Source organism: Streptomyces sp. NPDC054866, from assembly GCF_053610745.1.
Genome location: NZ_JBSGZA010000016.1, coordinates 16153 through 33464, shown reverse-complemented (window position 1 = coordinate 33464; position 17312 = coordinate 16153). Strand labels below are relative to the sequence as shown.

Sequence of the window (17312 nt, the reverse complement as noted above, 5' to 3'; positions counted from 1 at the left end):
CCTCAGGCCGTCGATGTCATGGGCGGCGAGGTGCGGGTCAGCTCAGGACGAGTAGTACTGCCAGTGCGATGAGCAGTGAGTCGATCCGGTCCAGCAGGCCGCCTGAGCCGGGTAGCCAATTGCCTGCGTCCTTGGCCTCCGTACCTCTTTTGATCATGGATTCGAGTAGGTCGCCGGCCGGGCCGCCGACCGCTACCGCCACCGCCATCGGCCAACTCAGGGCGGACAGTACGGCGAGCACGCCGAGGCCGGCCGCGGAGCCGGTCAGAGTTCCGCTCCACCGCTTGCGCGGGGACAGTGGTGACAGCCGTGGTCCTCCCAGCCGTTGGCCGGCGAAGTACGCCGTGATGTCGGCGACCGAGACCGCTATGAACACCGCGAGCGCGCTCGCGCCGAGCGGTACCAGCGCGGCCAGCACACTCAGCCAGGCCAGCCCCAGCAGGGAAGCGCCGAGCCGGCGCAGGCCGTGGTCGGCGTCGCCGGACAGGAGCGGCACCGCGGCCACCGCGAGTGCCCCGATCGCGACCGCCCGGAGCTCCTGGCCGGGCGCCAGCCAGGCGGCCAGCACCACGCCCGCCACCGCCGCGGCCAGCACCACCCGGTCCACCCGGCCCAGCCGCATCAGCCCGCCGAACTCCATCACCGCGATCACCCCGACCACGATGGCCAGGGCCGCGGCGCCCGGGCGGCCCAGCCAGAACGCACCGGTGACCAAGGGCACCCCGACCGCCCAGGCGCACCACCGGATCAGCAGTTCACGGCGCCGGGACGCCGCCACGGCGATGCCGCCCAGTGCCAGCGCCCCACCGAGGTAGGGCGCCAGCGAGGCCACAGTGATCACCGAGCGGATCCGGCGGCGGCAACGCTCTCCCTCGGCCGCAGTGCGTCCAGGGCGGCCCGGCAGGCGGCCACGATGCGCGCGTTCTCGGTGGTGTCCTTGACGGCTATGCGCACGGTGCGCCCCTGGTACTCCGACGACATCGGCGACAGGTCGCGCAGGTATACGTCGTGGCGGCGGCACTCGTTCACCAGTTGCGCGGCGCTCGGCCCGGCGGCCGGCAGGGTCACGGTGAGGAAGTTCGCCACGGCCTCCTCGACCACCAGAGTCTCGTCGAGGCCGGCCAGGTCGGCGGCCAGTTGCCCGCGCAGGGCGTGGGTGCGATGCCAGCAGTCGCTGTAGTACGCCGGGTCGCGCAATGCCGCCACCGCGGCCAGCTGTGCCGGGAGGCTGACCGGCCAGGGGGGCGTCCATCGGCGTAGCCGCGCTGCGGTGGTCGGCTCGGCCACCATGTACGCGGCCCGCAGGCCGGACAGCCCGTACATCTTGGACAGTGAGGTGCAGACCGCTACTCGCGGGTCCGTCGCGGCGAGGTCGGCGAGTGACTCGGTCAGGCCGACATAGCCCAGGTACGCCTCGTCGATCCACCAGCGGGTTCGAGCCGGGGCGGCAGCGATCACCGAGCGCAACTCGGCGGCCGGCATGTGGCGTCCGGTCGGGTTGTTCGGGTTGACCACCACCACGAGGTCGTAGCGGCCGTGCTCGACGGCGGCGGACAGCCGGGCCGGATCGATCCGCCAGCCCTCGTCACGGCGCAGCCGGAACCGGTCCACCCGGCATCCGATCACCCTCTCCGTGACATGCGCGTACTCGCCGTAGCCCGGGTCTGCCAGCAGCACCCTGCTCTCCGGGGTCAGCCACTGGCCAAATGCCCTGAAGATCAAGTCGGATGAACCGGCGCCGACTGTGAGCGTCTCCGTAGGCAGCGCCCGGGCCGTGGCGATCTCCGCCAGCAGGCCCTCCGCGCCGGTCGGTGGCGAGGTCCGGGCGGTCCACGCGGGATCCTCCGTGAGCGCTGCCCGCACCCCGGGGGCCGGCGGGAACCAGGCGTCCAGGACGTCGGCCGCGACGACCTGATGGCGGCGGTGCAGGCTGCGGAAGTCCGTGCCGATGGCGCTGAACGAGGCGCCGCCGTGTTCGCAGCCGTCCGGCCGGGGTGCGAACGGCGCGTCAAGGCGCCAGTCCACTTGGGACCCCAGGCGCGCCAGCGTGGTGCGGTGACGGTCCATCGTGAGCTTCGTCAGCTCGCTCACGTCGGCGGTCAGCACCTCGAACGTCAACGCACCGCTGCGGACGGTACGGCCGACCGGGCGCAGACCGACGGCCAGATACATGTCGAGCAACTCGGCGCGCCCCATCGCCACCACCCGGCGCCCGCCCCGGGCGGCGATCCAGCGCAGCGCCGCGTACATGAGCAGCGGCGCCGCCGCGGTGGACCGCCAGCGTGGTTCGACCGTGAGGATGCGTACCTCGAACAGATCGTCCTCGGTCAACAGGGGCAACTCGTCGCGGGTGAGGTACTTCTCCAGCGCGTACCGCCCCAACCAGGGCGGAGTCAGGCTGACGAAGCCGATGCGGGCCGTTCCCCGCGCCGCGACCAGGTAGACGTTCTCGCCGTCGAGGCCGTCGCGAAGCGAGCCGGTCGGGTCCGGCGCATGCTGCCCCAACTCCTGTGCGTACACCCGGTGGCGCAGTTCGTGGATCCATTCGAGATCCTCCGGAGTGGCAGCACGCAGCTCCAGGTCACGGCCCATGAGCACCTCTTTCGACGCAGGTTGGGACCGTTGCATCATGAGGAACGTGGAGCAGCCGCGACAGGGCCGGGCAACCCAGTCGGCCTGAGTACGCGTACTCAGGCGCATCGCTCTTACTCGGGCGAAGGACCGTGTGTCAGAAACCGTGTGTCAGAAGTCGAGGTCCATGTAGTCGATGTCGTTGATCTCGACGTCCGAGAGCCCCATCGCGCGGACCCCGCCGTCCTGGAAGTACACGTCCTTCAGTCCTTCGGCGATGATGCCGCGCATCTGCCGGTCGTCGGCCCCCGTCTCGCGGGCGTCGAACAGGCGTTGGGCGTACGTCGGGGGGAGGTGCACGGTGAGGCGGCGGAAGCGGCCGTCGTCCGTTGTGCCGATCGGTGCCGTGTAGCCGAACTTCGCTCTGGTCTCCACCGTGATGCCGCCCGTGTCGGCGGCCTGGCGTCGGCGGCGTTTGCGTACCTGCGGCTGCCAGCGGGCCCGTACCGCGTCGTCGATCTTCGCGGCGACGTCGGGGCGGGCGTGCTTGCGGGCGCCGCGCCGGTAGCGGTTGACGGAGTCGGCGGTGACTCCGATCTCCTGCGCGACGGCCTTCGCGCTGCCCAACTTCCGGATCAGGTAGCCGATCTGGGCCTTGAGGGTCTTCGGCGGCTGGCGGGTGAACGACTCCCGGTCGGCCCGCTCGATCGCGTCCTCGATCTCACCCACGGCCTACTCCCCTTCGTCCAGGACGGCGTCGCCGCCCTTGATGTGCCGGGCCGGGTTGAAGCCCTTCTCCATCAGATCGACCGCCCACAGCATCGACTGGACACCCTCCAGCTTCGCCAGGCCGGGGGTCGCTCCGAGACGGAATCCGCCGGGCTGCGGCTTGCCGGAGGCGGCGTACGGCAGGAAGTCCAGCGGGCTGTCTCCCGGTGAGGGGTAGACGACGCAGTCCGACAGTACGGCCAGGGGGAACAGGCCCGTCATCCGGGACATGTTCAGCAGCTTGCGGTGCATGTTGACGCGGGCCTTGCTGATGACGGCGGCCCTGATGTCGGGGCGCCAGGTGGGCCGTTGAAGGGCCGGCCACCGCTCGCCCTCCTTGTAGGACTTGCCCTGCGGGCGCTCGCGGAGCTTGCCCACGCCGCCCTTGACCGTGGCCTTGATGGCCGCGAGCACGGCGGCCAGGGCCGGATCGACCTGCTTGTGCCGCTCCATCGCCGCGAGGAACTGCCGGTCTTCCATGTCCCGGGTGACGCCCAGTTCGGCGAGGGTGTCGACGTACGCCGCCTTGAGGCGGTCGTGCCACGGGTCGAGGTACGCGCCGGTCTCGCGGCGCAGGTATGCCTCGATGGGGTGGACGTCGTGGCCGAGCTCCTGGGCGTAGGCGACGGTGTGCGTCTGGTACCAGGCCGGGCCCGTCGGCCGGGTGCCGTCCGGCGTGAACGGGCTGGGCAGGCGCGGGTCGAGCTCGATGTGGCTGAGGTCGACCCGCCAGGAGCCGGGGATCTTGGGGTTGAACTTCGGTGCGTTGAAGTGGTCCGGGGCGGACAGGCCCACCGTGAGGCGTGCGGCGGCGGCGAGGAAGGCGGCGTTGAGGTCCAGGCCGACCGCGTACGGCAGGGTGCACTCCTCGTCGCTGAGCGAGTCCACCGACCGCACCCATTGGTACGCCTCTTCGTCGAGGAATCCGCCGTTCCAGCCGGAGTTCACGACGACGGGGTGTTCGGCGGTGGCCTCCGGGGGCGCGGGGTCCATCGGCTCCGTCCCCAGCGAGCCGGGGTTGTGGCCGGACACCCAGTTGCCGGTCTCCGGGTCGCGTACGGCCTTCGTCGGCGGGCGCATCGCCGTCATCAGTTCCAGGCCGGAGACGGCCGTCGATCCGCGGGGGGTGATGACCCGGGACGCGTACACCCCGAGGACGCGGGCGACGTCGGCCGGCTCCATCTCCGCGACGCCCGGCCAGGACCGCTCGTCGAGGGCGTCCCAGGACAGGAGCGCCAGCTGCACGCACTGGCGCTGGGTGCCCTGCGCCTTGCGGTAGATGCGGGCCCAGGGGCCGAACCCGCGCTGTGTGAGCTGCCACTTCGCCTTCGTCACCTGCTTGACGACCGGGTGGTCGTCGGGCAGTCGCAGCGAGCGGCGCTGCTCGTGGCCCTCCAGGCGCTCCGGAAGGCCGAGCTTCACGGCGGCCGCCGCGGTGAGCACGATCAGCGGGTCGGAGTCCTTGCCGTGGCGGTTGAGTTTCGCCGCTCCGAGGCCGGACTCCTTCAGGGTCCACTCCACCAGTTCCGGGATCGTGGTCGCCGGGCAGTCCAGCACGATGCCTTCGACGCCGTACGCGTTGCCGTCGCCGTCCAGGACGGCCAACGGCCCGTGCTGGTAGGGGGCGGCGGCGATGTTCGGTGCGGCGTGTTTGCGGGTGGGGCGGCGTGTTGTCGTACGTGGGGGGGTGGGAGCTGCGGGCGCGGGGTTCTGCGGGCTTGGCGTGCTTGGCGTGCTCTGCGCTTCGGGCGTGGTCGGGCCTGGGAACGTCTGGGGAACCGGCTGGGGAACCGGCTGGGGCTGGGGCGCGGCGGGAGCTTTGTGCGCGGGGTGCTTCGCTGCCCAGCCCTTCAGCAGCCGCTGGTACGCCTCCAGGCGGGGCGGCTTCGGCGAACTCCTGCCGTTCTCCCAGTTCTTGACCGTCTGGGGCGTCGTCTTCAGTGCCGTCGCCAGGCGGGTCTGCGTGATCCCGGCGGCTTCACGCAGCCGGGCGCGCTCCGCCGGGGGCGGGAGCTGCGGCTCCTCCTCCAGCAGCGCGTCCACCGAGGCGAACAGCTCTTCTTCCGTAGCCATGCCCTCACGCTAACAGAAACTTAACCGCACATTTAACCTACTCGTTTAACTCGTTCTACGTAGTGGCGTCGGGGGCGAGGAGGGCTCGCAGGTCGACGATTCGGTAGCCGTGGGTGCGGACGGCGTCGATGATCTGGGGCAGGGCCTGTGCGTCGATGACCGGGCCTTGGCCGTCCAGGGAGCCGACGTGCATCTGCACGATCTCGCCCGGCTTCAGTGCGTCCAGGGCGCGCTTGACGGCCTTCTGTACGGTCATTCCGGTGGCGGTGCCCTTGTATCCGTTGGTGTCAGTGGTCCACTCGATGTCGGCATAGCCGAGTGCGTTGACCTCAGCGATGTGCGCCGGGGTGGTGCTTCCGTAGGGGAAGCGGAAGAACGGCAGGGGTACGGCGCCCGTGGCCTCACGGATGGCCCGGTCGGCCAGCTCGATCTCCTGGGTGCGCTCGGGGCGGGTGAGTTCACCGAAGGGCGGATGGCTGTGTGAGTGGTTGCCGACGCCGTGCCCTGCCGTCGTGATCGCGCGGGCCGCGGTGGGATGGCGTTCGGCGAAGTGCCCGGTGAGGAAGAACGTGGCCGGGGCCTTCTGCTGCCGCAGCACCTTCAGCACTGTGTCCAGGCCTCCCTCGTCCCAGGCCGCGTTGAACGTCAGCGCCACCACTCGCTCGGACGTGGGGATCTGACGGACCGCGCTCCCGAACAACCGCTCCCCCGGCGCCGGACCGGCAGGATCCAGCGCGGCGGGACCCAGCGCGGCGGCCGGCAGGGCAGCCACTGCGAGAAGCGCGGCGGTCGCGGCCAGCGCGGACAGCAAGCTGCGGCGGGCAACTGCCCGCGCGGACAGGGAATCGACACGCATGCACAAAAGGTAGCGACGCCCCGAGCCTGGCATCTCAAGCCGCACGGAACGCAAACGAGTGGGCCCGAACCGCTGACGCTGGTGTCGCCTTACGAGCCGTGGCTGACGGATCTCCCCCGGAGTCACTGGAACTCGCGGCGGGGCGCAGAGCCCGCGCGGCGTGATCCGCCGCCGTCCTGTGGGGCGGGTCTCCGGCACCGGCAGCTCATGTATCGTTTATCGATAACATCGATAAACGATACGTAGCCAACGGGGGTCTGTGATGGCGAAGATGCGTAGTCCGCTGGAGCCGATGTCGACGACGGTCAAGTCGCTGGTGACGGTGATGGCGGCGGTGACGGTCGCGGGTCTGCTCGGCCTGCTCTTCGCGGACAACGTCTCCGTTCTCGGCGTCGGCGACGCGTCCGTGTGCGCCACGGACACGACCGCCACCACCAGTGCGGGGGACTCCGGTCCGCACCCGGGTTCCACACCCGCGCCGGGGGCCAGTCTCCTGCTGGACGCGCACCCGAAATACTGCATGGAGGCTGCCGACGGGCTCCAGAACCTGCTCGACACCACGTCCCAGCTGGCACCCTTCGTCTTCACTGCCGGAGCGCTGGTGCTCGTCCTGCGGCTGATGAAGGGTGCGGAGCGCGACGGCCTCTACACCGCACGGACCGCCGGACGGCTGCGCGGCCTCGGCTGGTGGCTCCTGGCGGGCAGCGTGGTCTCCGCGATCGTGAAGTCCGTCGTGGAGCGGGCGCTCGTCGCCTCCTTGAGCGTCGACAGCGGCAGCGACGCGTGGTCCGGACTGTTTCTGTGGGATGTTCCCTTCATGGCGATCCTCACCGGCCTCGGCATCCTCTCGTTCGCCCGGGTCATGCGCATCGGCATCGCCATGCGCGAAGACCTCGAGGGGACGGTCTGATGGCCGATGAGGGTGACGAGCACGCCATCGAGGTCCATCTCGACCGGCTGCTCGAAGCGCGCGGGATGACCCTGACCGAGCTGGCGGAGCGGGTGGGCGTCACTCACGTGAATCTCTCGATCCTGAAGAACGGCCGGGCACGGGCCATCCGCTTCACCACCCTGACCCGCATCTGCGAGGTACTGGACTGCCAGCCCGGCGACCTGCTCAGCCACCGCCCGCGCTGAGGAGCTACACGGAACTCCCGCAGCAACAGGCGTTGGCTGAGGGCGTCCGGCCGGGAGCCGGTGCGGCTCCCTGCCGGAGTGCCGTGCCCTGCGGGGGTGTTCATGCGTCGACGCCGGTGCGTTTGGCGGGGAAGCCGTGGGAGCGGGCGGCCAGGACCACGACGAGGACCGGGGCCAGGAGCACGAGGATGGTCCAGGGGAAGGAGGTGGAGCCGACGGCGTCCAGGAGGATGCCGCCGAGGATTCCGCCGCCGGCCATGGCCACGTTCCACAGGGTGACGAGCATGGCCTGGGCGGCGTCGGCCTGTTCGCCGCCCGCGTCTCCCGCGGCGGTCTGCAGGAGGGTGGGCGCGCCGCCCCAGCCAAGACCCCACAGCACCACGGCGAGGTAGACCATGGCGGTGCTGTCGGAGAGGACCGCGAGCAGGGCTGCGGCCACCGCGATCAGCAGGGTGGCGCCGATCATCAGGCCCCGCAGCCGCTGGTTGATCTGCGATCCCACGACCCAGATGCTCACCAGGGAGGCGGCGCCGAAGACGAGCAGCACCACGTCGATGGAGTCGCCCATGCCCAGTTCGTCGAGGAACGTGGCGATGAAGGTGTAGAGGATGGTGTGGGCGAGGACGAACACCAGCGTGACGAACAGGACCGGCGTCACGCCCGGCACCTTCAGGGTGCGCAGCATCGGCGTACGGGCCTCGGCCTGCTGGCCGGGGTAGTCGGGGACGATCGCCGCGATCCAGACGAGCAGCAGCACGGTCAGGCCGGTCATGGTCAGGAAGGCTGCCTGCCAGCTGATCACCTTGCCCAGGAAGGTGCCCGCGGGGACGCCGAGGGACAGGGCCATCGGGATACCTGCCATCGCGATCGCGATGGCCTTGCCCCGCAGGTGCGGCGGCGCCATGCGCCGGGCGTAGCCCGCGAGGAGCGCCCAGGCCAGGCCGGCCGCGACGCCGGCCACGAAGCGGGCCACCATCGTCACCGAGTAGTTCTCCGAGACGGCCGTGACCGTGTTGGCCACCGCGAATCCCGCCATCGCCGCCAGGAGCAGCTGCTTGCGCCGCCAGCCGGCCGTCGCCGCGGTCAGCGGGATCGCCGTCAGCGCGGTGCCGATGGCGTAGATGGTCACCGTCTGCCCGGTCGCGGACTCGCTCACGTTGAGATCGCCGCTCATCGCGGGCAGCAGGCCTGCGGGCAGTGTCTCCGTCAGGCTCGTGATGAAGACGGCTGTGGCCAGGGCCAGCAGCGCCGGCATCGGCAACTTCTGTTCTTTTTGATCCTGGATCCGTGAACCGGGATCAACTGATGGCTTCTTCTCGCTGATTGACATGGTGTGAATGCTCGAACCATCACACATGTGTGAAGGTCAACATGACGAGTCGTGAGGTAGGCCACATGCGTATCGGAGAGCTGGAAGCAGCTCAACGTCCTGACCACGTCACGGAGCTCTCCAGCGGACCTTGAGCCGGTCTCAAGACGCTCCGCATACGTTGCTCGGCGCGGTCGGCGTGAAAGGTGCTACGGGACTGTCCGGAGCCGCAGGACACAGGGCCGTCCTGACAGAACTCCGGAGGAACCAGCGATGACCGATGCCAAGACTTCCCACGCCTCTCCGGTGGCGGGCACCCCGGCGGTACCTGCCGGCGTCGCGGCCCCCTTCACCGCGCTGCTGGTGGCGGTGCTGTCGTTCTCGCTGATGCAGACGATGGTCGTACCCGTACTCCCCGACCTGCAAAGGGAGTTCGGCGCCAGCACTACCGGTGTCTCCTGGGTGCTCAGTTCGTTCCTGATCACCGCTTCCGTGGCCACCGCCCTGCTCGGCCGGGTCGGTGACATGTTCGGCAAGCGCCGTGTCCTCATCGGCTGCCTCAGCGTGTTCGCCGCCGGCACCCTGCTGTGCGCCGTGTCGAACTCCCTGGGACTGCTGATCGCGGCCCGCGCCGTGCAGGGCGTCGGCTCCGCCGCCTTCCCGCTCGCCTTCGGCATCATCCGCGATCAGTTCCCCTCCGAGCGGGTGCCCGTCGCCATCGGCCTGATCAGCTCCACGTTCGGCATCGGCTTCGGCATCGGCCTCGTCCTCCCCGGCCCGATCGTGGACGCGCTGAGCTGGCACTGGGTCTTCTGGCTCGGTCTCGCCGTGATCGTGCTCGGCATCCTCGCGGTCGTCGTGTTCGTCAAGGAGTCCGCCAACCGCTCACCCGGCCGCATCGACTGGGCCGGCGGAGTACTGCTGAGCGGCGCCGTCGTCGCCCTGCTGCTTCCCATCAGCCAGGGCGCGTCCTGGGGCTGGGGCTCGCCGGCTGTCATCGGCCTGTTCGTGGCGGCCGTGGTGCTCGGCGCGGTGTTCGTGGCCGTGGAGCGCCGGGTCCACGAGCCGCTGATCGACATCGAACTGCTGCGCCGCCCCGCCGTCGCGACCTCCCATCTGGCCGCGCTCATCATCGGTTTCGGCATGTACGGGGCGTTCACGCTGGTGCCGCTGCTCGCCCAGACACCGCCCGAGCTGGGCTTCGGATTCGGTTCCTCGGTCACCGAAGCCGGGCTCTTCATGGTGCCGATGGCCGTCACCATGCTCGTCGCCAGCCCGTTGTCCGGCCGGATCGGTGCGGCGGTCGGCTTCAAGCTGCCGCTGGTGCTCTCCTGTCTGATCGGCGTGGTGGGCTTCGCGATCTACGCGGCCGGACACGACCAGGAGTGGGCGATGTACGTCGGCTCCGGCGTGCTCGGCATCGGTGTGGGCCTCGCCTACGCCGCCCTCGCCAACCTCGTGGTGGCCGCCGTCGACCCGCGCCAGACCGGCGAGGCCACCGGCATCAACACCATCATGCGGACCATCGGCAGCTCCCTCGGAGCGCAGATCGCCGCGTCGATCGTGGCCTCCGAAACAGTGCCGGGCACCAAGATCCCGGCCGAGTCCGGGTACACGACGACGTTCGTCATGTCGGCGATCGCCCTCGGTGTCGCCGCTCTCGCGGCGCTCGCCGGACCCGGGTCCCTGCGCGGGAGCGCCGCGTCCCATGCGCGTGCCGCGGCGCCGGAGCCCAGCAGTTCACCCGCCCGCTGAGCTGCTCCGCAGCGACGGGCGGGTCTCGGCGGCCGCCCGGCATTCCTCCAGGAACGCCAGGGCCCGCAGGTGATAGGTGCGGGCCGCCCAGCCGAGGCTGATGTTGTGGCCGGCGTCGGGCTGCCGCTCGACCCGCGCCCGGGTCGCCGCCAGGGGCTTCAACAGGGCCTGGATCGCGTCCTCGTCGTGACGCCACCATTGCTCCTGCTCGGCGAAGGTGAAGCGCGTGGGCACGTGCACCCGGCCGGCGAGGCGCGGGTACAGCTCCGGCCACGACAGTGCCTCCCGGGCCTCGATCGCCGGCACGGGAGTGATCAGGGACCGTCCGAGCCGGAAGGCGCCGGGCGGGTACAGACGCAGAGAGCCCCAGTGGCGGCGCCACGCGCCACGCCCCAGTTCATGGGGGAGGTGCCGCGGATCGACCGCGAGCCTGCTGCCGAGTCCCGAGATCTCGACGCCGAGCAGGGGCAGACCCCGCGGGTCGGCGGCGGTGGCCAACGCCAGTTTGCCGCCGTTGGAGTGCGCCACGACGAAGAAGCCCGCCCCGGTGTCGTGCTCCCGTGCGAAGTCCGTGAGCGCCTCCCGCAGGGTCGCGGCCTGATCGGCGAGGTGCTGGCCGAGCGGCAGATCACGGGCCGACGCCCCGTACCCGGGGCGGTCCACCGCCAGGACGGTGTAGCCGAGTCCGGCGCCGAGCTCCAGCAGGGAGAGTCCGGGCCTGGCCTGGCTGTGGAAGTAACCGGCGCTCATGCCCGCGCCGTGCAGGGCCACCACGACCGCGGCCGGGCCGGCTCCCGGCGGCTCGGCGAGCATGCCGGACAGGGTGATCGCGCCGGCGGTGAGCGTGATGTCGTGCACGGTGCGCCTCACATCCGTACGGCCTGGTGGCGTATGGAGTCCAGCAGGGCCGCCTGGTGCAGTGAGGCGGGGTTCACTGCGCTCCTGGCACGGACGGCGTGCGCGAACGCCGAGAGGGTGCGGGCCACTTGGTCGTCGGCGGCCAGGGTGAGGTTCTCGGTGCCGGTGGACCGTTCCAGACGCACCTGGGGCGGTTGACCGGCCGGTGGGGTGAAGGCCCGGTCGACCGTGATGCGCCCTTCGCTGCCCCACAGTTCGTACGTGCAGCGGTAGGCGTGGTCGAGTCCGAAGGCGAGCTGCGCCGTGACGCCCCGCGAGGTGTGCAGCAACGCCGTGCCGGCGATGTCCACCCCGTGGCCGGGGTCGAAGGTGAGGGTGGCGCCGGTGACCCGGAGGTCCTCGCCGAGGAAGTGCAGGGCGGCCCTGACCGGGTAGACGCCGGTGTCCCACAGGGCCCCGCCGCCGAGTTCGGTGCGCAGCCGGATGTTGTCGGGGCCGAGCCGCGGGATGGCGAACGCCGCCTGGAACGAGCGCAGTTCACCGATCGCGCCGCTGTCCACCAGTTCGCGGACCGCCCGGTGCTGCGAGTGGTGGACGAACATGACGTTCTCCATCAGCACCAGGCCCTTGTCGTCGGCGAGCCGGGCAAGGGCCCTGGTGCTTTCGGCGTCGGTGGTGAGGGGCTTCTCGGCCAGGACGTGTTTGCCTGCGTGCAGGGCGCGTTCGGCCCATTCGGCGTGCAGGGCCGCGGGCAGCGGGGCGTAGACGGCGTCGATGTCGTCGCGCCTGATGAGGGCGGAGTAGCCGTGGACGGGGCGGCAGCCGAAGCGTTCGGCGGTCTCGCGGGCCAGGGCGGGGCTGCGGCTCGCGACCGCGACCGGCCGTACGTCCGGGGCGGCCGCCATCGCCGGCAGCATGCGCCGCCGGGCGATGTCGGCGCAGCCCAGGACGCCGATGCGCAGGGGCCGCGTCACAGCCGTGCCGCGTTCGAGGTCAGGCAGGAGAGCAGCGTGCGGGCCTGGACGTTGAGGTAGTGGTTGTGCCGCAGGAGCGCGGTGAGCTGGCCCGGGGTCGCCCACAGGTAGCCCTCGGGCGCGTGGTCGTCGACGGCGTCCACGAACAGGTAGCGGCTCTCGGCGTTGAGGAAGCGGCCTCCCTCTTCCGAGTGGATGGCTTCGTACCGGATGCGGGAGGGGTCGGCGGTCAGGATGTCGTCGAGGAAGGGGGGCCGGTCCTCGGCCGGCAGGTGCGCGTAATTGCCGGGTGTGTACTGCACGGTGGGGCCGAGCTCCAGGGTGTCGGCGAAGCCCGCTTCGACCCGGGCGTGTACGAGCAGGTGTGCGACGCCCGCGAATTTCCGGGTCAGGAACGCGGTGACGCCGAGCCCCCGCGGTTCGAACAACGGCTGTGTCCAGTGGGCGACTTCGCGGCTTCCGGCGCGGACACCGACCGCCACGACGCTGAAGTAGCGGCCGCTCTCGTGGACGATGGAGTCGTCCCGGTGCACCCATCCCGGTATCCCGGCCAGCGGGACGCGCGTGGCCCGCAGGTCGAGCCGGGCACGCTCGGCGGTGATCCAGGAGAGCAGCCCGGTGTCGGTGTGCAGGGCGGTGGACGCGGTGTCGGGGGTGGGGGCGCAGGCCAGGACCGTACGCGCGTCCATGTTGACGACGTTGTCCTGTCGCAGGAGTTCACCGATCTGGCCGAGGGTGAGCCAGCAGAAGTCGTCGTGCAGGGGTACGTCGCCGATGGCTTCGACGAGCATGTTGCGGTTGCTCTTGCGGTAGAACCACGAGCCGTGCTCGGACTGCAGCGCGTCGGCGAGGATCCGGCCCCGGGTGGGGTCGGTGAAGTACTCGAGGTAGCGCACCGGCGCACCGCGGTGCGCCTGGGTGTAGTTGCTGCGGGTGGCCTGCACCGTGGGAGAGAGCTGAAGGAGATTGCGGTTCCCCGGCTCCATCTTCGCCTGCATCAGGAAGTGCGGGACCCCGTCGAACTCCTTGACGAGGATGCCGAGTATCCCGACTTCCGGCTGCTTGATGATCGGCTGGTACCACTCGCGGAACGGGCCGTGGGACGTGCTGACCCGCAGTCCCTCGACACTGAAGAAGCGGCCGCTGCGGTGGACGAGATTGCCGGTGCCGTCCTCGAAGCACCAGTTGTCCAGGGCGGCGAAGGGGATCCGGTCGACCTGGAAGGCGTGGGCCCTGCGGCGCGCTTCGAGCCATCCGGGGACGTCGCCGGTGCGCAGTCCCGAGCCGGTGGTGGTGGCCGCCGAACGGGCGATGCGCTGTGCGGTGCCCGCGTCGCCGCGGGGCCCGGGCCGGGCCCGTTCCGTCGTGCCGTACGGCGATTGTGGAGCCAGGGGCGTCGTCATGCGTGGGCCCCCACGAACTCCTTCACCGACTGGACGACGTAGTCGAGCATCTCGTCGGTCAGCGCCGGGTACACGCCGATCCAGAAGGTCTGTTCGGTGATGATGTCGCTGTTGGCGAGGCCGCCGACCACGCGGTGCGGCCGGCCGATGTAGGCGGGGTGCCGGGTCAGGTTCCCGGCGAACAGGCGCCGGGTGCCGATCTTGCGGCTTTCCAGGAAGTCGACGAGCGCGGCCCGTGAGAAGGGCGCGTCGGGGTCGACGGTCAGGGCGAACCCGAACCAGCTCGGGTCGCTGCGCTCGGTGGCGCGGGGCAGGATCAGGTGCGGCACGCCTTCGAGGCCCTCGCGCAGCCGGCGCCAGTTGTGCCGGCGTGCGGCGCAGAAGTCGTCGAGCTTGTCGAGCTGGGTCAGGCCGAGGGCGGCCTGGATGTCGGTCGCCTTCATGTTGTAACCGACGTGGGAGAAGATGTACTTGTGGTCGTAGCCCTCCGGCAGGGTGCCCAGCTGGTACTTGAACCGCTTGAGGCACTTGTTGGTCTCGCCGGGCTCGCACCAGCAGTCGCGGCCCCAGTCGCGCAGTGACTCCACGATCCGGGCGAGCGCGAGGTTCGAGGTCAGGACGCAGCCGCCCTCGCCCATGGTCAGATGGTGGGCGGGGTAGAAGCTGACGGTCGTCAGGTCACCGAAGGTCCCGGTCGGCCGGCCGTCGTACGTCGAGCCGACCGCGTCGCAGTTGTCCTCGATGAGGAACAGGTCGTTGTCCTCGGCGAGTTGGGCGATCTCGGCGACCTCGTACGGGTTGCCGAGGGCGTGCGCGATGATGATGGCGCGGGTGCGGGGGCCGATGGCCTGGGCGACCCGGTCGGCGGTCGTGTTGTACGTCCCCAGCTCGACGTCGACGAAGACCGGGACGAGACCGTTCTGGATGATCGGGTTGACGGTGGTCGGGAAGCCGGCGGCGACGGTGATCACCTCGTCGCCCGGACGCAGCGCGCGGTCCTCCAGCAGGTGCGAGGTGAACGCCGTCATCGCCAACAGGTTCGCGGACGAGCCGGAGTTGACCAGGTGCGCCTTGCGGTGCCCCAGCTTGCGGGCGAACCGCGACTCGAACTTGCGTGAGCTGGGGCCGGCGGCGATCCGCATCTCCAGGGCGGCCTCCACCAGGGCCGTCCTGTCGTGTTCGTCCAGAACGGCGCCGGCGGGCCATATCTCGGTGGTGCCGGGGACGAAGGGGCGGTCGTCCTGGGCCTCCAGGTGGAACTTCAAGGTCGCGTCGAGCACGAGGTCCTTGTGGGCGTTCATGAGGTGCTTCCTTCCCAGCGCTTGGCGAGCTGCTCCGCGCGGCCGGGGCCGTCGTCGCTCGGGTGCTTCATGGGCTTCCACCAGGACGGATTGGCCCGGTACCAGTCGACGGTGTCGGCGAGACCTCGGTCGAAGGGGATCCTCGGGGCGTAGCCGAGTTCCTCGCGGATCTTGGTCTCGTCGAGGGAGTAGCGCCGGTCGTGGCCCTTGCGGTCGGCGACGCGGCGGATCAGGGAGCGGCCGGCGCCGCACAGGTCGATGAGGCGCTCGGTGATGTGCGCGTTGGTCCGCTCGTCGCCGCCGCCGACGTTGTAGATCTCGCCCGCGCGACCGCGGGACAGGACCAGTTCGATCGCCCGGCAGTGGTCGTCCACGTGCAGCCACTCGCGGATGTTGCTCCCGTCGCCGTACAGCGGAACGGGCACGCCCTCCAGGAGGTTGGTCGTGAACAGCGGGATGAGCTTCTCGGGGTGCTGATAGGGGCCGTAGTTGTTCGAGCAGCGGGTGATCGACAGGTCGAGCCCGTGGGTGCGCCAGTAGGCCCGGGCCATCAGGTCGGAGGACGCCTTCGAGGCCGCGTAGGGGGAGTTGGGCAGCAGCGGCCACTCCTCGGTCCAGGAGCCTTCCTCGATGGAGCCGTACACCTCGTCGGTGGAGACGTGCACGAACCTCTCGACGCCGGCGGCCAGGCAGGCGTCGAGCAGCGTCTGGGTGCCGCCCACGTTCGTACGGACGAACTCGGCCGCGGAGTCCAGCGACCGGTCGACGTGGGACTCGGCGGCGAAGTGGACCACGGCGTCGTGCCCGGGCAGCACGTCGTCGAGCAGCGCACGGTCGCAGATGTCGCCGACGACGAAGCTCAGCCGGGGGTGGTGCGCCGGGAGGCTGTCGCGGTTGCCGGCGTAGGTGAGTTTGTCGAGGACGGTGACATCGGTGTGCGCGTGGCCCGCGTAACCGCCGTCGAGCAGGGTGCGCACGAAGTGGGAGCCGATGAATCCGGCGCCGCCGGTGACCAGCAGTCTCATCGCGTCCCCCGGGGCCTTGTCGGGGCCGGGGCCCCGTGCGGCAACAGCAGATCCTGCATGGAGATCTCCTCGTGGTGGTTCGGCGGTGTGTCCGGCCGGGGTCGGCCGCTGTCGGGCGTGCGCAGCCATGCCTCGGGGAACTGGCGGACGTCGATCGTGGCGGGGGCGGGGCCCCACACCGCGGCCGCGGCGGCGTGCCCCGGTCCGCAGGGGATGTCGATCACGGACCAGCCCGGTGGGTGGCGGTCGGTGTCGGCGCCGAGGTAGTCGGCTCCCGGGGAACGGCTCAAACCGGTTCCCAGTCCTTTGAGATAGGCCTCCTTGCGGGTCCAGACGCGGCCGAACACGACGCTGCGTGCCGGGCCCTCCTGGCTCTCCGCGAGTTCCTTCTGCTCGTCGTGGTGCAGCGCGCGTGAGCACACCTCGACGGTCTCCGCCCCGGGGAGCTGTTCCACGTCGACACCCAGCGGTACGGCCGCGATCCCGACCAGGGCCATCTCCCCGCTGTGCGACAGGGAGAAGTGCAGGGCCGGGGGCAGGGCCGACAGGCTGGGGCGGCCGTGGGGCTCACCGCAGCCCGGGCACGGTTCGCGCCGGAAGCGGATGTCCCGGGCGGGGATGCCGGTGTACCGGCTGAGCAGACGGCGCAGGGCGACGTGGGCGGTCGTGTACAGGAGGGCGTCGGGGGGCCGGACGAACGCGGTGGCGCGTTCGCGCTCGTGCTCGTCGAGCTCGGAACCGTCGAGCAGTTCGGCGCCCGGGCCGTCCGGGGTGGTGACCAGCCACAGGTCGACCCGGTCCGGCGACACGGTGAATCCGGAGAAGCCGGGCCCGGGCGGTCCCGTCCGGGCCGGCAGTTCGCGCCGATTCATACCGACTCGCCGAACCCACACGGAGAGTTCACCGTATCCGGACCGAGCTGGCGCGTGAGGCAGTCGATCAGTTCAGCGGCGCTGTTGGCGAGCAGCACCCGTTGCAGGTTCAGCTGGACGTGCAGTGCGCTCTCGATCCGGTACTGGAGTTCCATGCCGGCGATGGAGCCGACACCGAGGCTGTTCATGGTCTTGGCCCGCGTGTCGACCTGGTGCGGGTCGATGCCCAGCAGACGCCCCAACTCCTGGCGTACGTACGTGTCCAGGGCCCGGCGGCGCTCGTCGTGTCCGAGCGTGGCCAGGGCGGCGCGGTCGGGGACGGTCACGAGCGTGCGCGGGCGGTCGGTGTCCGGCGTCCGTTGGGCTGTCATCAGGGCTTCCCAGATCGAGGAGGGTCCAGGGGCGGTGAC

At 70.7% G+C, this 17312-nt stretch carries 16 protein-coding genes; 3 read left to right on the top strand and 13 right to left on the bottom strand.

All coding sequences use genetic code 11. The annotated features are described in order from the left end of the window. Nucleotides 1-37: 37 nt before the first annotated feature. The 5 genes from ACWGI2_RS41070 to ACWGI2_RS41050 form a co-directional block, all read right to left on the bottom strand. A complete protein-coding gene (locus ACWGI2_RS41070; RefSeq protein ID WP_453701112.1) occupies nt 38-841 on the bottom strand; it encodes a phosphatidate cytidylyltransferase in 804 nt (267 codons plus the stop codon). After that, entirely contained in the window at nt 838-2592 is a 1755-nt protein-coding gene (locus ACWGI2_RS41065; RefSeq protein ID WP_453701110.1) for an aminotransferase class I/II-fold pyridoxal phosphate-dependent enzyme, read from the bottom strand. The genes ACWGI2_RS41070 and ACWGI2_RS41065 overlap by 4 nt, the downstream gene beginning before the upstream one ends. 150 nt (nt 2593-2742) lie before the next feature. Beyond that, the gene (gene tpg, locus ACWGI2_RS41060) at nt 2743-3300 is read right to left on the bottom strand and encodes a telomere-protecting terminal protein Tpg (protein WP_453701108.1); all 558 of its coding nucleotides are present in this window, start codon (nt 3298-3300) and stop codon (nt 2743-2745) included. A 3-nt stretch (nt 3301-3303) separates the two neighbouring features. Beyond that, a complete protein-coding gene (gene tap / locus ACWGI2_RS41055; protein ID WP_453701106.1) occupies nt 3304-5412 on the bottom strand; it encodes a telomere-associated protein Tap in 2109 nt (702 codons plus the stop codon). A 55-nt stretch (nt 5413-5467) separates the two neighbouring features. After that, a complete protein-coding gene (locus ACWGI2_RS41050) occupies nt 5468-6268 on the bottom strand; it encodes a polysaccharide deacetylase family protein (protein ID WP_453701105.1) in 801 nt (266 codons plus the stop codon). A 271-nt stretch (nt 6269-6539) separates the two neighbouring features. Between ACWGI2_RS41050 and ACWGI2_RS41045 the strand changes: the two genes are divergently transcribed. Both ACWGI2_RS41045 and ACWGI2_RS41040 read left to right on the top strand, forming a co-directional pair. Continuing rightward, nucleotides 6540-7178, top strand: a complete 639-nt coding sequence (locus ACWGI2_RS41045; RefSeq protein ID WP_453701103.1) for a DUF2975 domain-containing protein — start codon at nt 6540-6542, stop codon at nt 7176-7178. Then, nucleotides 7178-7405 carry a helix-turn-helix domain-containing protein gene (locus ACWGI2_RS41040; RefSeq protein ID WP_453401134.1) on the top strand — a complete coding sequence of 76 codons (228 nt, stop codon included), beginning with the start codon at nt 7178-7180 and terminating at the stop codon, nt 7403-7405. The genes ACWGI2_RS41045 and ACWGI2_RS41040 overlap by 1 nt, the downstream gene beginning before the upstream one ends. A gap of 100 nt (nt 7406-7505) precedes the next feature. Here the strand turns inward: ACWGI2_RS41040 and ACWGI2_RS41035 are convergent, their stop codons facing one another. Next, nucleotides 7506-8735 (bottom strand): MFS transporter, encoded by a 1230-nt coding sequence (locus ACWGI2_RS41035; protein WP_453701101.1) that lies wholly within the window; start codon nt 8733-8735, stop codon nt 7506-7508. A 252-nt stretch (nt 8736-8987) separates the two neighbouring features. Here ACWGI2_RS41035 and ACWGI2_RS41030 point away from each other — a divergent pair, with 252 nt between their 5' ends. Next, complete coding sequence (locus tag ACWGI2_RS41030) at nt 8988-10469, top strand: MFS transporter (RefSeq protein ID WP_453701100.1); 1482 nt, start codon at nt 8988-8990, stop codon at nt 10467-10469. On the opposite strand, the gene ACWGI2_RS41025 is transcribed toward ACWGI2_RS41030, so the two are convergent. From ACWGI2_RS41025 to ACWGI2_RS40995, 7 genes are read right to left on the bottom strand one after another with little or no spacing between them, the layout of a single operon-like run. Continuing rightward, the gene (locus ACWGI2_RS41025; protein WP_453701098.1) at nt 10455-11327 is read right to left on the bottom strand and encodes an alpha/beta hydrolase; all 873 of its coding nucleotides are present in this window, start codon (nt 11325-11327) and stop codon (nt 10455-10457) included. The two genes, ACWGI2_RS41030 and ACWGI2_RS41025, sit on opposite strands and share 15 nt — an antisense overlap. 8 nt (nt 11328-11335) lie before the next feature. Continuing rightward, nucleotides 11336-12301, bottom strand: coding sequence for a Gfo/Idh/MocA family protein (locus ACWGI2_RS41020; protein ID WP_453701097.1), 966 nt, complete (start codon nt 12299-12301; stop codon nt 11336-11338). Beyond that, a complete protein-coding gene (locus ACWGI2_RS41015) occupies nt 12298-13704 on the bottom strand; it encodes an NDP-hexose 2,3-dehydratase family protein (protein ID WP_453701095.1) in 1407 nt (468 codons plus the stop codon). Before ACWGI2_RS41015 ends, ACWGI2_RS41020 begins: the two co-directional genes overlap by 4 nt. Further along, nucleotides 13701-15005, bottom strand: coding sequence for a lipopolysaccharide biosynthesis protein RfbH (gene rfbH, locus ACWGI2_RS41010; RefSeq protein ID WP_453701094.1), 1305 nt, complete (start codon nt 15003-15005; stop codon nt 13701-13703). The genes ACWGI2_RS41015 and rfbH overlap by 4 nt, the downstream gene beginning before the upstream one ends. Further along, on the bottom strand, nt 15002-16030 hold the full coding sequence (rfbB, locus tag ACWGI2_RS41005; protein ID WP_453701093.1) for a dTDP-glucose 4,6-dehydratase: 1029 nt from the start codon (nt 16028-16030) through the stop codon (nt 15002-15004). The genes rfbH and rfbB overlap by 4 nt, the downstream gene beginning before the upstream one ends. Then, a complete protein-coding gene (locus ACWGI2_RS41000) occupies nt 16027-16902 on the bottom strand; it encodes a 4'-phosphopantetheinyl transferase family protein (protein ID WP_453701091.1) in 876 nt (291 codons plus the stop codon). The genes rfbB and ACWGI2_RS41000 overlap by 4 nt, the downstream gene beginning before the upstream one ends. Beyond that, nucleotides 16899-17273 (bottom strand): acyl carrier protein, encoded by a 375-nt coding sequence (locus tag ACWGI2_RS40995; RefSeq protein WP_453401125.1) that lies wholly within the window; start codon nt 17271-17273, stop codon nt 16899-16901. The genes ACWGI2_RS41000 and ACWGI2_RS40995 overlap by 4 nt, the downstream gene beginning before the upstream one ends. Between the last annotated feature and the right edge of the window lie 39 nt (nt 17274-17312).